The sequence below is a fragment of the Salegentibacter salegens genome (genome assembly GCF_900142975.1).
In the GTDB taxonomy this organism is placed as follows: domain Bacteria; phylum Bacteroidota; class Bacteroidia; order Flavobacteriales; family Flavobacteriaceae; genus Salegentibacter; species Salegentibacter salegens.
The window spans coordinates 132,494-148,528 of record NZ_LT670848.1 but is presented as its reverse complement, the minus strand read 5'-3'; the positions used below and the strand labels follow the sequence as shown (position 1 = coordinate 148,528).

Genomic DNA, 16,035 nt, shown 5'->3' with positions numbered 1-16,035 from the left:
TATGAAAAAGCAAGTCAAAATTCATTTTCTGGGAGGTTCAGGAACGGTTACCGGATCAAAATTTCTAATAGAAACCCCAGAACTAAATTTCTTAATAGATTGCGGACTATTCCAGGGAGTTAAAAGTTTACGGGAACTCAATTGGAAAGATTTTCCTTTTGATCCTGCAAATATAGATTTGATATTGCTTACTCACGGTCACCTGGATCACACGGGATATCTCCCACGATTAGTAAAACAGGGTTATAAAAATCCTATTCTTGGTACACCTCCAACTTTAGGAATTGCTGGGGTAATTTTAAAAGACAGTGCGAAAATCCAGGAAGAAGATGCAGAAAGAGCCAATAAAGAAGAATATAGTAAACACCAACCGGCCTTGCCTCTATATACCACCAGTGATGCCGAAAAAACTATAGGTTTATTTAAAAGTATAGAACTGAATGAGTGGTATAGAATTTCAGAAAATATAAAATATCGTTATCAAACCAACGGCCATATTTTAGGTTCAACTTTTATTGAATTTGAGATTTTCGATAAACGTTTTGTGTTTTCAGGAGATATTGGGCGGGAAAAAGATGTGCTTTTGGAAGCACCCAATAAACCTGAACGGGCAGATTACTTGTTTTTAGAAAGTACCTATGGCGACCGGCTTCATCCCGAAGATGATTCAGATAAAATTCTAACTGAAACCATTAAGGAAACCATCAACAAAAAAGGAAATCTTATTATTCCAAGTTTTGCCGTAGAGCGTTTACAGGGAATTATGTACAAACTTTACCTTTTAATTAAAACAAATAAAATCCCGGAAATCCCTATTTACATAGATAGTCCTATGGGCAATGAAGTCCTGGATTTATTTGAAGGTTTTAGCAAGTGGCATAAAGTAGAGCCAGATGAATTTAGAAAAATGCTTTCCTATTTCAATATTATCACTTCATACCGCGATACCTGGAAAACTATAGATGAAAACAGGTCTAAAGTTGTAATTGCGGGCAGTGGAATGGTTACCGGCGGTCGCGTACTCACCTATTTGCGTTATTTAATAGATAAACCCGAAACTACTGTTTTATTGGCAGGATACCAGGCCGAAGGAACAAGAGGAAGGCAACTTGAAAACGGAGCTTCAGAAGTAAAAATCTTCGGAAAGTATTGCCCGGTAAAGGCTAAAATACTAAAAATAGAAAGCCTCTCTGCCCATGCCGATCAGCAGGAGTTGCTGAATTGGATTTCAGAAATAAAAAATATTCCTGAAAAGGTATTTTTAATTCACGGTGAACCTACTGCCTTAGATTCATTAAGGGTCAAAATAAAAGATCGTTATAATTACCCAGTTAGCATTCCCGCGATTAATGATGTGATAAATTTAGAGCTATAAATTCGCAATTAGCTAACGAAAACCTTTTCGTTCAATTTAGCACACTTTTTCTGCAATAATGGCAGTAAAATGGCAGTTTTCTAATGGAATAAAATTTAAAGAAAAAATTACGTTTTATTCCATTTTCGGTAAAAGCCGCTGGCAAAAGTGCGTGTATTGAAGGATTCTTAACGTTTTTCATATTTTTTATTATCTCAAAAGCTAATAAAGAAAGCGCTTCAATCTACCTAATTATAAGGCCTAAGCGCGATGGAAATTTATTTCAAAACCTCTGGCAACAACTGTTTTTAGATTAGTTTAACCTTATATTTTATTAGTTACGATCAAAATAAATTAATTTAATCCTGGCTTTTGGCCGGCAAGTATGTATTTGTTGGGAAACATTGCATGGTCTTTGTTCTTAATGGCCCGGATGTGATTGTCCAAAAGTTGAAATAAATTAATTAACCAAAAAATAAATAATGAAAGTATTAGTAATTGGAGCAGGAAATATGGGACTTACTTACGCCGAAGGAATGGCGAAGTCTAGTTTACTTAATCACCGAAATCTTATGATTTTTGATAAATCGGCTGAAGTAATTACTACACTTAGTAAAGTAGACCATTTTGATGTATACGATGATATTGAAGAATGCCTACCCAAGGCAGACATCGTATTCCTTGCTGTAAAACCATATCACTGTGATTCTTTATTTGAAGAAATTAAACCTTTAGTAAACGACCAGCAAATATTTGTCTCTTTAATGGCCGGTATTACTATAGAAAAAATACAACTAGGTTTGGACGTTAAAAAAGTAGTTCGTTCTATGCCCAACCTTCCTGCACAGGTAGGAAAAGGAGTAACTTCTTTTACCGAATCCAAAGAAATATCGAGAGTTGAGCTTCTTATGGTTAGAAATTTATTAGACACTACAGGAGCTTCAATTCATGTAGAAACAGAAAAATTTATAGATGCTTCTACAGGAATTTCTGGAAGCGGGCCGGCATATGTATTCTATTTTATGAACTCTATGATGGAAGCAGCATTAAAAATGGGCTTTTCAAAAAACGATTCAAAAGTATTGGTTAGCCAAACATTTGAAGGTGCTGTAAAACTTTTTAATGAATCAGATCTTTCGGCCAGCACATGGATGGAGCGCGTTGCTTCTAAAGGAGGGACAACCCGTGCAGCTTTAGATTCTATGGACGAAAATAACGTTGAAGAATTGATTAAAGATGCGGCTTACGCGGCATTTGACAGAGCTGTAGAACTGGGAAAAGAGTAATCTAAATCTAAAAAAGGAAGTTTAAATATAACTTTATAAAATGGAAAAAAAGAGAATCGTAGTTAAGGTCGGGACCAATGTAATGACCAATAAAGATAACAGGATTTTAGGTCCTGTACTAAAACATCTTGTAGAACAAATAGCTACACTATATGAAGAGGATGTAATGGTAGTTCTCGTATCATCAGGATCTGCAATTGCCGGAAAAGAAGTTCTTGGAGATGTAGATATTGAAGATGCCTCAAAAAGAAGACAGGTATTTTCGGCAGTGGGACAACCACGTATGATGCGCCATTATTATAGTATTTTTCACGATTTTGGAATGCGCTGCGCACAGGTGTTGGCCACTAAAAGAGATTTTAGCCCGGGAATTCACCGCGAAAATATGATTAACTGCTACGAATCTTTATTATCTGAAGGTATTATCCCAATTGCTAATGAAGATGATGCAGTTTCGGTAACAATGTCTATGTTCTCTGATAACGATGAACTGGCAAGTCTTGTAGCCGAATTAATTAATGCGGATTCGCTTATTATTTTGAGTGATACCGATGGTCTTTACACCGGTCACCCAGGAGATGATGAATCAGAAAAACTTAATAAAGTACAGGTTGATGAAAATGTTGAAAAATATGTTCAGGAATCTGGAAAAGGTGAAGGCGAAGGCCGTGGCGGTATGGAATCTAAAATTAAGATTGCCAAAAGTACCGCTGCTAAAAACATCACCACGTACATCGCAAACGGTAAGCAGAAAAATGTAATTCTGGATATCGTAGCCGGTAAACCAGTAGGTACAAAGTTTACTGCATAGAGAAAGACAAAAATTGAAGTTTAATCAAACTAAAAATAAATCGAGTAATGAAATTATTAGATTCTAAAACCAAAAATAACGTTTTGCAATCCATGATTAATATTCTGGATAAAAGACGTGAAGAAATAGTAGCCGCTAACAAAAAAGATCTTGACGCTTTTGGCGAAGGAGACCAGGCTATGCGTGATAGATTGGTAGTAAACAATGCCAAGGTAGACGATATGATACGCTCTGTAAAAGAAGTTATGGACCAGGATGATCCTGTTGGCCAGACTATAGAGCATAGAAGATTGGACACCGGATTGGATATTACCAACAAAACCGCACCATTCGGAACGATCATGATTATTTATGAATCTCGTCCCGATGTTACAATTGAAGCTGCGGTACTTGCATTTAAAGCAAATAACAAGATCTATCTAAAAGGTGGTAAGGAAGCGAACCACTCTAACAGAATTCTTGAGGAATGCTGGCACGAAGCGCTTCAGGAAAATAATTTAGAAAAAGACTGGATCGAGCTATTACAAATGAATAGAACCGAAACCCAGGAATTTCTTAAAAATCCACCACAACATATAGACCTGGTAGTGCCAAGAGGAGGAGAAAAACTTATCGCTTTCGTAAAAGAGCATTCTACCGGCGCTGTTTTAGTTAGCGGACGAGGAAATAATTTCTTGTATGTTTCTAAGAACGCCGATTTTGATACCGCTAAAAAGGTAATGCTGAATGCTAAAATCGATAAGATTTCAGGATGTAATGCTTTAGATAAGGTATTAATCGATAAAAATCTGCCAGACTTTGAAAAAAGAGTGAAAGAACTTTACGATATGTTTACTGAAAATAAAGTACATATTCAGGTAGATGATGATATTGCCAAAGTACTTCCTAATGAAGAAAAAATACCTTCAGAAGATACCTGGTATGAAGAATTTCTTGCAATGAGAATTGTATTTGGTGCTATAGATGGTAACGATGCTGCAATGGATAAGATCAACAAATATTCAGGTGGACATTCGGCTGTAATTATAACCAAAGATAAGGAAGAAGCCGCTAATTTTATGGAGCAGGTAGACAGTGCTGCTGTGTATCACAACGCTTCTACCCGATTTACCGATGGTGGTCAAATGGGCGTTGGTGCTGAGCTTGCAATTAGTACCGATAAACTTCACCACCGTGGACCACTTGGCTTAAAGCAATTGGTTACCAATAAATATTATGTATTAGGTGAAGGCCATATTAGAGAATAGTAGATATTTTCTTCTAATACAAAAAACAAATCGTCATTCTGATTTATTTCAGGATCTGTTAGGGGCTGAACCTTATTCTGCCTGACGTAACAAATAGTTTTAAACCGCTGGATTCCTCAGCGGTTTTTTTATGCTTAATTTTTTTATAAAACATTTTTTTTCCTTTATAAATGTAACTTTTACGCCCTTTAAGAGTCTTATAAAAAAAGAAACGTTTATCAATGAAAAAAGCTATTTATACGCTGGCCTTTATTGGCGCCCTATACAGTTGTAAAACCACACAAACCTCAAAGAAAGATCAACCGGTAATTGCAAGCATAGACCTTGTAAATGTTGAAGAAGACAAAGTTTCGGTAACAGTTGATCCCGATAGATTTACTACTGAAAATACTACCTTTTATATTCCTAAAACCGTTCCCGGCACCTACTCTACCGATAATTACGGGAAATTTATCGAGAATTTTAAAGCCCTGGATTATGAAGGAAATGAATTAGAATTTGAAAAAATTGACGATAATTCCTGGACCATTCCAAACGCTGCAAATTTAGACAAAGTAAGCTACCAGGTAAACGATACCTACGATATTGAAGGCGAAGAAGGTGTTTTCTCCCCCTCGGGAACCAATATTGAAGCCGGGGAAAATTTTATGCTTAACCTGCACGGATTTGTAGGTTACTTTGAAAATGAGCAGGAAGAACCTTACCGATTGGAAATTAAAAGACCACAAGGTTTAATTCCCGGTACAGCGCTAAGCAAAACAGTAGCAGCTTCAGAAGATATATCTTTTAAAGAGGATATTTATTCTTTAGGTAGATACTTTGAAGTTATAGACAACCCGATTATGTACGCAAGACCTGATACTACAAGTTTTATGGTAGAAGGTATGGAAGTGCTTATCAATGTTTATTCTCCCAATAAAAAATATACTTCAGAAAGTATAAAACCGGGGATAGAAGAGATGATTAGTGCCCAAAAACGCTTTTTAGGTGAAGTAGATAACACCGGGAAATATGCTATTCTCTTATATCTTTCAGATAGTGAAACCCAGGATGCCCGTGGTTTTGGTGCTTTAGAACACCACACCTCTACCGTAGTTGTACTTCCTGAATCTATGCAGCCAGAACAACTACAAAAAACGATGACCGATGTGGTTTCTCACGAATTCTTTCACATTTTAACTCCGTTAAATGTTCATTCTAAAGAAGTTCATTATTTTGATTACAACGATCCTAAAATGTCTCAGCACCTGTGGATGTATGAAGGCGTGACCGAATATTTCGCGAACCTTTTTCAAATAAACCAGGAGCTTATAGAAAAACAGGATTTTTACGATAGGATTTCAGATAAGATAAAATCGGCGGAACAGTTTGATGATACGATGCCATTTACAGAAATGAGCGAAAATATCCTTGAAGATCCTTATAAAGACAGTTATTACAACGTTTACCAAAAAGGAGCCTTGATAGGGATGGCTTTAGATATTCGTTTAAGAGAATTAAGCGATGGAGAAATGGGAATTCTTGACCTTATGAAAGCGCTTAGCGATAAATATGGAATGGATAAACCTTTTGAGGATGAAGAGTTATTTAATGATATTATTGAACTTACCTATCCCGAAATAAGAACGTTCCTGGAAACTTATATTAGCGGTAAAACACCAATTCCTTACAATGAATTTTTCGCAAAAGTAGGCCTTCAAGAAGCTGAAACTAAAATTAACACCGGCTACTTTATAAAGGGTCAAACTCCTTATATAGACGGCGATCCTGCTAAAGGTGAATTGTTTTTTAGAGAAAACATTCAGTTTAATTCATTTTTAAAGGAGCTTGGTGTAGAAGGTGGCGATATAATTAAATCTGTAAACGGCGAAGAATACAATATTCAAAATGTTTACAATCTAATTATGAAAGCTGAATCCTGGGAAGAAGGTGAAGAAGTTAGTTTTGTAGTGGTACGCGATGGCGAAGAGCTGGAACTTACGGCAACTACTGCCCAGCCAACTGATGCAGATACAACCATTACCGAAAAAGACCTGCTCGAAAGCAGTGAAGAAGTAAAACTTAGAAATGCTTGGTTAAAAGGTTAATAGATTTTAATTTAAGTATTTTTAGCGGCGGGAAATCCCGCCGCTTTTTTATTTCCATAATCGGGTTTTATCTTTTAAATTAGAACGCCTAACCAACTTGAAGATTAATTTATGGAAATTCCTATTTTACAGGATATTGTTATTATCCTGGGCCTCTCAATATTGATAATACTTTTATTTCAAAAGATAAAAGTGCCATCAATCCTGGGTTTTCTTCTCGCTGGTATAATCGCAGGCCCTCACGCCTTTAATCTTATAAGCTCGTCTCACGAGGTAGAACTACTTTCTGAAATTGGTATTATTTTCCTGCTTTTTGTAATTGGAATTGAACTCTCTATAAAAGAACTTATTTCTATGAAAAATACCGTCTTAATTGGCGGCGGACTCCAGGTGGGCGGGACTATTCTATTTACTACCATAGTTGCTTATTTTTTTGGTTTACCTTTAAATTCGGCGGTTTTTTTGGGATTTTTATTCTCTTTAAGTAGTACGGCCATTGTTTTAAAACTCATCCAGGAACGGGGCGAAATTACCGCACCGCACGGCCGGGTTGCGCTTGGAATTTTAATTTTTCAGGATATAATTGTAGTTCCTATGATGTTGCTCACCCCAATATTAGCGGGTGATGGTGGCGATCTCCTTACTACACTGCTAATTCTTGTCCTCAAAATTGTTGGTGTTGGAGTGGTTATCTACTTACTGGCGCGGTATATTGTACCCCGAATTTTTAGTATGGTGGTAAAAACAAAAAGCAAAGAGCTTTTTATATTAACTACCGTAGTTTTTTGTTTTGCCATTGCCTGGCTCACCTCCTCGGTGGGATTATCCCTGGCTTTAGGAGCTTTTTTCGCGGGACTTATTATTTCTGAATCTGAATACAGCCACCAGGCCACGGTAAATGTGCTACCTTTTAGAGAGATCTTTATCAGTTTCTTTTTCATCTCGGTAGGTTCTCTGTTAAATCTAGAATTTTTTATCAATAATATTTTGATGATCCTTCTATTGGTAATTGGAGTTGTATTTTTAAAAATGCTGGTAGTTGGTGCAACGGTTTTGTTGCTTAAATATCCGCCAAGAACAGTTTTATTAAGTTTATTTAGTTTGTTCCAGGTAGGTGAATTCTCCTTATTACTTTCGGGAGTTGGATTAGATAATAATATTATTCCTGATAGTATTTACCAGTATTTCCTGGCAATTTCAATTATTACTATGGGTTTAACACCCTTTCTAATCGCTGCCGCACCAAAGATTACATATTCAATTCTTAAAGCCAGAGTTCCTTCTTCAGTACGGCATAGACTGGAAAGTCTAAATAAACTCAAAACTAACGAAGAAACCGATGAACCTAAAAAACTGGACGATCACTTAATTATTATTGGCTACGGAATTAATGGTGAAAACATTGCAAAAGCAGCCCGTAATGCTGAAATCCCTTATATAATTTTAGATACCGATCCTGTAACTTTCAAAAAGGCAAAAAATAATAACGAACCTATTATTTTTGGTGATGCCACAAACTCCTTAATCTTAAAACACTTACACGTACAGGAGGCACGGGTTGTGGTTATTGCAATATCGGACCCGGGTGCTACAAAAAAGATTATTAGTAATGTGCGTTTGTATTCTAAAACAGCTTTTATTATAGTAAGAACTCGTTACGTTAGGGAAATTGAAGAAAATATTAAACTGGGAGCCGATGAAGTTATTCCTGAAGAATTTGAAACTTCAATAGAAATCTTTAACCGGGTGCTTAAAAAATACCTGGTTCCTTATAACGAGATAATGGATTTTACTGCCAGTATTCGATCTTCAGATTATGAAATGTTAACTTCAGTAAAGGGCAGGCCGCATAAACCTTCTTTACAACATTTACATATCCCCAACCGGGAAATTGTAACATTAAGTGTTCAGCAAAACAACAGGGAAATTGTAGGGAAAAGTATTCAAAATTCAGGAATTGGTAAAAACTTTAGAGTCACCGTTTTGGCAATAAAAAGAGATACTCAATACATTACTGAAATTCTACCCGACACCAAAATTAAACAAGGGGATCTATTATATATTTTTGGAAATCCCATAAACATAAACAGGCTAAACGAAGTACTTTCGTATTAGGAAACCATTGCAGGATCATATAATTCAGAAAACTCAATTTTCCCGTTTTCACGATTAAAAAATGCAGTGGCAAGTCCTAATTTACCTTGCGCTATTCGTTCTTTCAAATATGGATTTTGTTTTATAATTCGCCGTTGTGATTCTTTAATACTCCAGCGTGTTATAAGATCGGCATAAGTATGTAAATCTTTTTCTTCAAACGTAACCGGAATTTGTTTCGCTTTTAATGCTTCAGCAATAAGAGAATCAGGCTCCTGGTATCCGTTTTTCATATATTCTTTTAAAGCTTCCAGGTAAATTTTATTCGAAGAATTACCCATTATAAGTATAAATCTTGCGCCCTGCTGTTTACTGGCAATTTCAATACTTTTAATAATATGGCTATCTACCAGGTTTCCGGCGGCTCTAATTGGAATTAAATCCCCAATTCCGGTATTCATCATAACATTTAAAGGTTCCCTTAAATCGATGCAATTAACAACGGTAGCGAGGGGTGGCGAATTAATAAAATCCATTAATTCTTTATTGCGCAGGCGTCTGGAAACCAATTTTCCATCTACATATCGTGAATTACCATCTTTTAAATACTCCAGGATTTCCTGCGGAGTAGATTTTTCTTTAGACTCTTCAATATCTTCTCGAACAAAGTCCAGTTCCTTTCCTGCTGAATATTTGTCTTTTAAACCAATTATGCTCACGTTAATATTGTTTTCTTCGGCAAAAGTTGTTTTAAAATCCTCGAAAATCTCCAAAATATCATGATCTATATAGCTGGCAAAAGTGGCATCAATAATCAAATTGGAATTCTGCGGAACATTCCAAAGACTATTTTTTATCGAAGCCTTATTAAAAAATGAAACTTCGTTAGAAAGCTCTAATCTTATGGTTTCTCCTTTAAAGATTTTAGTGTTTTCAATAAAAAAAGCATTGTGATAATTGCTGCGGAGTAAAAAGAAAATACTCACCAGCGAGCCTATAAAAATCCCGATTAATAAATCGGTTAAAATAATCGCCACAACGGTAACTACAAATGGAATAAACTGATTCCATCCCTTTTTATACATCGTGCTAATTACATCCCAGGAAGCCAGTTTATAACCAACTACCAATAAAATTACCGCAAGGCTGGAGAGCGGAATAAGGTTTAAAATAGAACTTAAAAATAAAACGCTTAAAAGAAGAAAAATTCCGTGTAAAATTGTGGAGAGTTTAGTTTCGGCTCCGGCATTAATATTTACCGAGCTTCGCACAATCACTGAAGTCAATGGGATACCACCCACAAGGCCTGCTATAGTATTTCCAACTCCCTGGGCTACCAATTCCCTGTTTGGAGGCGTTTTTCGCTTATGCGGGTCTATTTCATCTGCAGCTTCAATGGCCAGCAAACTGGCTATAGAGGCGATAAGGGTTATGGTTATGGCCACACCCCAAACATCGGGATTTGTAATTGAAGTGAAATCTGGAAATGTAATAAGTTCACTTACCCGGTCAATTTCTGGAATATTTACCAGGTATTTTTCACCTAAATGGAGTACGGGAGCTATATACTTGAAAAGCAAATTTAAAAACACGCCAAGAATAACTACAATTAAGGAGGGCGGTAAAAGCTTAAAATTCTTAAGCGGACTTTTTTCCCAGAAGATAATAATGACAAGTGAAATTAACGACAAAACCACTGCTCCCGGATGCAGGGAGTAAAAGAAGTTTTTAAACATAGCGGCTACCTGTTCAAACATATTATCCCTGGAACCAAAATTTGCTCCCGAATCTTCTATAAAACCAATTGCATAAGGAAGCTGAGCGATAATTAAAATAATTCCAATCGCAGCAAGTAAGCCTTTAATAATATTAGAAGGCATATAATCGGCGATAAGTCCGGCTTTTAAGATGCCCAGAATAAACTGAAAAACGCCACCGAGTACAACGGCCATTAAAAACACCTCAAAACTACCAAGCGAGGCTATAGATGCTAAAACCACTGCCGTTAAACTGGCAGCAGGACCACTAACACTTACGGATGAATGGCTTACGCTTCCTATGACAATTCCGCCAATAATTCCAGAGATTAGTCCCGATACTAAAGGAGCGCCGCTGGCGAGTGCAATCCCAAGGCATAAAGGAAGCGCTACAAGAAAAACTACAATGCTGGAAGGAATGTCCTTATCCAGGCGGGAAAACAATGGCTTGCTTAAAGCAGATTGATCTACCCTTTCCCTGAAATTAAAATTAACGTTTTTGCCCACTAAATTAGAGTATAAGGAATAATTAAAATTAAATACTGAAAATAGGAAATTTAGTGATTAACCACCTAACTTCTGTAAAACATTCAAAAGGTTTCTTAAATAATACCAAAAAAACGCACTGCATTTCGGTACATATTGGTGTTATAATTTTAAATAGATATCTTTAAAAATCTAAATAACCTAACAACCAATAACCTTATGTCTGTACTTCCCGACGATCTTTTGCGTTACCAGAAATTTATTGGCTTTATGCTAAAATACTGGAACAGCGATTTATTTGCCAATACCGCCTCCCAGGCAATGGATGAAACATCAGATGAAGATAATTCCCAAAATACTTACGATCAAACCCCTGATGAACTGGTGGAAGATCTAAAAAATATGGGACCTACTTATATAAAAATGGGCCAGTTACTTTCTACCCGGCCAGACCTACTTCCCGATGCTTATTTAAAAGCTTTGGCTACTTTACAGGATGATGTTCCCCCCATTCCTTACGAGGAAGTACATCGCATTGTTGAAGAAGAAATAGGAACCAGGATCTCCAAAGCTTTTGAAAGTTTTGATGAAAAACCTTTGGCCAGCGCTTCCATAGGGCAGGTACATAGAGCTACTTTAAGATCGGGAAAACCTGTGGCTGTAAAGATCCAGAGACCTGGAATTAAAAAACAATTCCTTTCAGATTTAGATACGTTAAAAGAACTGGCAGACCTGGCTGTAAAACATAGTGCCACTGCCCAAAAATATGCCTTTGATGATGTTTTAACTGAACTTAGACGAATTTTATTACAGGAGTTAGATTACCACCGGGAGGCACAAAACTTAATCACCCTTGGCAATAATTTAAAAGATTTTAAATATCTTATTGTTCCGCAACCCATTCAGGATTATTCTGCAGCCAGGGTACTTACCATGGAATATATTGAAGGACGAAAAATCACATCAATATCCCCTCTTAAACAAATTGAAGTAGATTATTCGCCCCTGGTAGATGAGTTGGTTAAAGCCTATTTGCAACAGGTAATCAATGATGGATTTGTACACGCCGATCCACATCCAGGCAATATTCAATTTACAAAAGATGATAAAATTGCCCTCATAGATCTTGGTATGGTCGCCAAGTTTAGCCCGGGAATTAAAGAATATATTTTAGAACTTTTATTAGCTATTAGTAATAATAATGGTGAAGAAACCGCTCGTGTTTTATTAGGTATGAGTGAGATTACAGAAGATGCAAACCTGAAATTCTTCAAGAAGACCATTAGCGATATTATTATGGATAGCGAACATAGTACGGCAAAAGATATGCAAACCGGCCGACTTCTTATTCAATTAAACCGGCTCGCAGCTGAAAGCGGAATTCATCTTCCGGTAGAAGTAAACATTCTTGGAAAGATTCTTTTAAATATGGATCAGATAATCGCGGTCTTAGACCCTGAATTTGATCTTAGAGATGCGATTAAAAGACATTCTACTAAGATAATGCGCGATAAGATGTATGAAGAATTAAAACCTGAAAACTTTTTCTCTTCACTACTGGCTTCAAAGAAATTCTTAGAATATTTACCAGATCGTTTAAATACAATTTCAAAAAATCTATCAGAAAACGAGTTTAAAATTAAGATTGATGCCATAGATGAAAAACGGGTTACTGATGGTTTTCAGAAAGTAGCCAACCGTATTACCCTGGGCTTAATTATAGCTGCTATGATTATTGGTGCGTCTATGCTTATGCAGGTACCTTCAGATTTTACTATTTTTGGTTATCCCGGCCTTGCAATGCTCTTCTTTTTGCTTGCAGCAGTTGGTGGAATTATTCTTAGCTATATTATTATTTTCAGGGACGAAAATCTCAATAATAAAGATTAGCGCATTTGGGGAATTGTGTATTTCAGTGTATTTTTCGGTTCTAAAAATTAGAACCACATGAAAAATATCTTTACCCCTCTATTTTTAATTGTTTTTATAACCACGGCCTGGAGCCAAAAAGTCGAAATTCCGGTAGATACTACGGTCACTACAAATCATTCGGTGACTATTAATTCAGAAAATATAGATTACACCGCTACCACGGGAATGCAGCCGCTTTGGGATAACGACGGCGAACCGATTGCCAGTTTATTTTATACTTATTATAAAAGAAGTGATGTAAAAAACACTGAAAATCGTCCTTTGGTTATTTCTTTTAATGGTGGGCCGGGATCTGCTTCCGTTTGGATGCACGTAGCCTATACAGGTCCGCGAGTTTTAAAAATTGATGATGAAGGATACCCAATTCAGCCTTACGGAATAAAAGAAAACCCGCATTCTATTTTAGACGTTGCAGATATTGTTTACGTGAATCCGGTAAACACCGGCTACTCCCGACCTATTCCAGATGAAGAAGGAAAAGTAAATAGAGAAAAGTTCTTTGGGGTACAAGCCGATATTAAATATTTAGCCGAATGGTTAAATACTTTTGTAAGCAGAAATGAGCGCTGGTTATCGCCAAAATATCTAATTGGCGAAAGTTATGGAACTACCCGCGTTTCTGGTTTAGCATTAGAATTACAAAACAGCCAGTGGATGTATCTTAACGGAGTAATTTTAGTTTCTCCAACCGAAATCGGCATTGACCGCGATGGCCCGGTAGGCATAGCGAATAGGTTACCATATTTCGCAGCTGCGGCCTGGTATCACGATGCTCTACCGGCAGAACTCCAAAATAGAGAATTGAAAGATTTGCTGGAAGAAGTAGAGAATTATACAATAAATGAATTAACCCCGGTGCTGGTAAAAGGAGGTTTTACTGAAACTGCCAAAAAGGAAGCTGCAGCCGAAAAAATGGCCTATTACTCCGGAATTTCTAAAGAGGTAATTCTTCAGAATAACCTAGACGTAGATTATCGTTTTTTCTGGAAAGAATTAAAGCGAAAAGATGGCGTTACCGTTGGTAGACTTGACTCCAGATATTTGGGAATAGACGCGAAAGAAGCCGGGGATTCACCCGATTATAATGCTGAGCTTACTTCCTGGTTGCATTCGTTTACTCCGGCAATAAATCATTACCTGAGACAGGATCTTGATTTTAAAACCGATCTAAAATATTATATGTTCGGTCCCGTGCATCCCTGGGATCGTAGCGGTGATAATAGTGGTGAGAATTTAAGGCAGGCTATGGCTCAAAACCCAAATTTAGATGTAATGATTCAATCGGGTTATTTTGATGGGGCTACTACCTATTTCAATGCAAAATACACAATGTGGCAAATGGATCCCAGCGGTAAAATGAAAGACCGACTTAGTTTTAAAGGCTATGAAAGCGGACATATGATGTACCTAAGAGCTGAAGATCTTAAAAATGCCAATGACGATATTCGGGAGTTTATAAAAAATAGTCTTCCAGAAGAGGGGGCTCCTGCGAAGTATTAATAAATGTTTGGGAAGAATTGTTCATCTAACGTCACCCTGAACTCGTTTCAGGGTCTAATATCTACTTCAACTTAGATTCTGAAATAAATTCAGAATGACAAAATTCAGATAATCCTTCCCAAACATTTTCTTTCTTAACTACTGCATCAAAAATTCCTTCAATTCAGCGTAATCTGAAATTTCGATAGATTTTTTCTCTTTATTCATCACTTCTTTAATTGACACTGGAATTTCTACCTTCTCACTTATAACTTTCTCTACCGTTTCAAGAAATTTCACCGGGTGTGCGGTTTCTAAAAATATACCGTAGTAATCAGGATTTTCAGCTAAGAATTCCTGTAGCCCAAGATATCCAACTGCTCCGTGAGGATCCATTACATAATCATACTTCTCTTTTACTTTCTTTATAGCTTTTCTGGTTTCCTCATCAGAATAACTATAGGAAGAAAGTTGGTTTGACAGTGGTTTAAATTCATTGTTGAATAATTCCAGAATTCTTACAAAATTACTTGGGTTTCCAACATCCATTGCGTTAGAAATAGTTTGTACGCTTGGTTTTGATAAATATTTCTGAGATTTCAAATAACGGGTCACCACATTATTTTCGTTATTAGATGCGATAAAATGATCAATTGGTAAACCCATTTTTTTAGCCAGCATTCCCGCGCAAATATTCCCAAAATTTCCACTTGGAACTGAAAAAACCAGCTTTTGCTCTTTTTCAGCTAATTGTTTATACGCAAAAAAGTAATAAAACATTTGTGGCAACCAGCGCGCAACATTAATTGAGTTGGCCGAAGTTAATTGTCGTTTTTCACCAATTTCAGAATCAGAAAAAGCTTTTTTCACCATATCCTGGCAATCGTCAAAATTGCCATTTACCTCAAGAGCCGTAATATTTTGGCCAAGCGTGGTAAGCTGTTTTTCCTGGATTTCACTTACCTTTCCTTTAGGATAAAGAATTACCACATCTATTCCCTCAACTCCTAAAAATCCTTTGGCCACGGCCCCACCGGTATCTCCCGAAGTAGCGACTAAAACTGTGATTTTCCCAAGATTTCCTTTCTTTACAAAATGGCCCAGGCAACCTGCCATAAATCCTGCGCCTACATCTTTAAATGCCAGTGTAGGACCGTGAAATAATTCAAGCGTTCCAGTATTTTCTGAAATCGGTACTACCGGAAATTCAAAATCCAGGGTTTTCTTTAAAATTCTCTGAAGCCCGTTTTTATTAATTTCATCACCAACAAATGGTTTTATCGCTTCAAGAGCAATTTCTTCCTTAGAGTGTTTATTCAAATTTTGAAAGAAACCTTTAGGTAAATTCGGAATTTCTTCTGGAAAATAAAGTGCTTTTCCCGGTGCAAGGCCGCGAACAACTGCATCTTCAAAGGAAACTTTATGATTTTTATCGTTTAAACTAATGTATTTCATCTGTGTATAATTTTTCCCCATTTAAGATTTGGCAAGAGCTAATTATA

At 36.6% G+C, this 16,035-nt stretch carries 10 protein-coding genes; 8 read left to right on the top strand and 2 right to left on the bottom strand.

Annotation, left to right across the window (positions count from 1 at the left end; translation table 11 throughout):
- Position 1 precedes the first annotated feature (1 nt).
- From B5488_RS00610 to B5488_RS00585, 6 genes are all read left to right on the top strand, one after another.
- Entirely contained in the window at positions 2-1,375 is a 1,374-nt protein-coding gene (locus B5488_RS00610; protein WP_079733518.1) for an MBL fold metallo-hydrolase RNA specificity domain-containing protein, read from the top strand.
- Between the two features lie 461 nt (positions 1,376-1,836).
- Positions 1,837-2,640 carry a pyrroline-5-carboxylate reductase gene (proC, locus tag B5488_RS00605; RefSeq protein WP_079733517.1) on the top strand — a complete coding sequence of 268 codons (804 nt, stop codon included), beginning with the start codon at positions 1,837-1,839 and terminating at the stop codon, positions 2,638-2,640.
- 40 nt (positions 2,641-2,680) lie between these two features.
- Entirely contained in the window at positions 2,681-3,451 is a 771-nt protein-coding gene (proB, locus tag B5488_RS00600) for a glutamate 5-kinase (RefSeq protein ID WP_079733516.1), read from the top strand.
- Between the two features lie 47 nt (positions 3,452-3,498).
- Positions 3,499-4,698, top strand: coding sequence for a glutamate-5-semialdehyde dehydrogenase (locus B5488_RS00595; RefSeq protein WP_079733515.1), 1,200 nt, complete (start codon positions 3,499-3,501; stop codon positions 4,696-4,698).
- A 221-nt stretch (positions 4,699-4,919) separates the two neighbouring features.
- Entirely contained in the window at positions 4,920-6,785 is a 1,866-nt protein-coding gene (locus B5488_RS00590) for a M61 family metallopeptidase (protein ID WP_079733514.1), read from the top strand.
- Between the two features lie 111 nt (positions 6,786-6,896).
- Positions 6,897-8,900: a cation:proton antiporter domain-containing protein gene (locus B5488_RS00585; RefSeq protein WP_079733513.1), complete on the top strand. Its 2,004-nt coding sequence runs from the start codon at positions 6,897-6,899 to the stop codon at positions 8,898-8,900.
- On the opposite strand, the gene B5488_RS00580 is transcribed toward B5488_RS00585, so the two are convergent.
- On the bottom strand, positions 8,897-11,143 hold the full coding sequence (locus tag B5488_RS00580) for a bifunctional SulP family inorganic anion transporter/carbonic anhydrase (protein WP_079733512.1): 2,247 nt from the start codon (positions 11,141-11,143) through the stop codon (positions 8,897-8,899). The two genes, B5488_RS00585 and B5488_RS00580, sit on opposite strands and share 4 nt — an antisense overlap.
- Before the next feature lie 198 nt (positions 11,144-11,341).
- Between B5488_RS00580 and B5488_RS00575 the strand changes: the two genes are divergently transcribed.
- Positions 11,342-13,012 carry an ABC1 kinase family protein gene (locus B5488_RS00575; RefSeq protein ID WP_079733511.1) on the top strand — a complete coding sequence of 557 codons (1,671 nt, stop codon included), beginning with the start codon at positions 11,342-11,344 and terminating at the stop codon, positions 13,010-13,012.
- 57 nt (positions 13,013-13,069) lie between these two features.
- Positions 13,070-14,554: a S10 family peptidase gene (locus B5488_RS00570; protein WP_079733510.1), complete on the top strand. Its 1,485-nt coding sequence runs from the start codon at positions 13,070-13,072 to the stop codon at positions 14,552-14,554.
- A 138-nt stretch (positions 14,555-14,692) separates the two neighbouring features.
- Here B5488_RS00570 and thrC read toward each other — a convergent pair whose 3' ends face one another.
- Positions 14,693-15,988, bottom strand: a complete 1,296-nt coding sequence (gene thrC / locus B5488_RS00565) for a threonine synthase (protein WP_079733509.1) — start codon at positions 15,986-15,988, stop codon at positions 14,693-14,695.
- Positions 15,989-16,035: the final 47 nt, after the last annotated feature.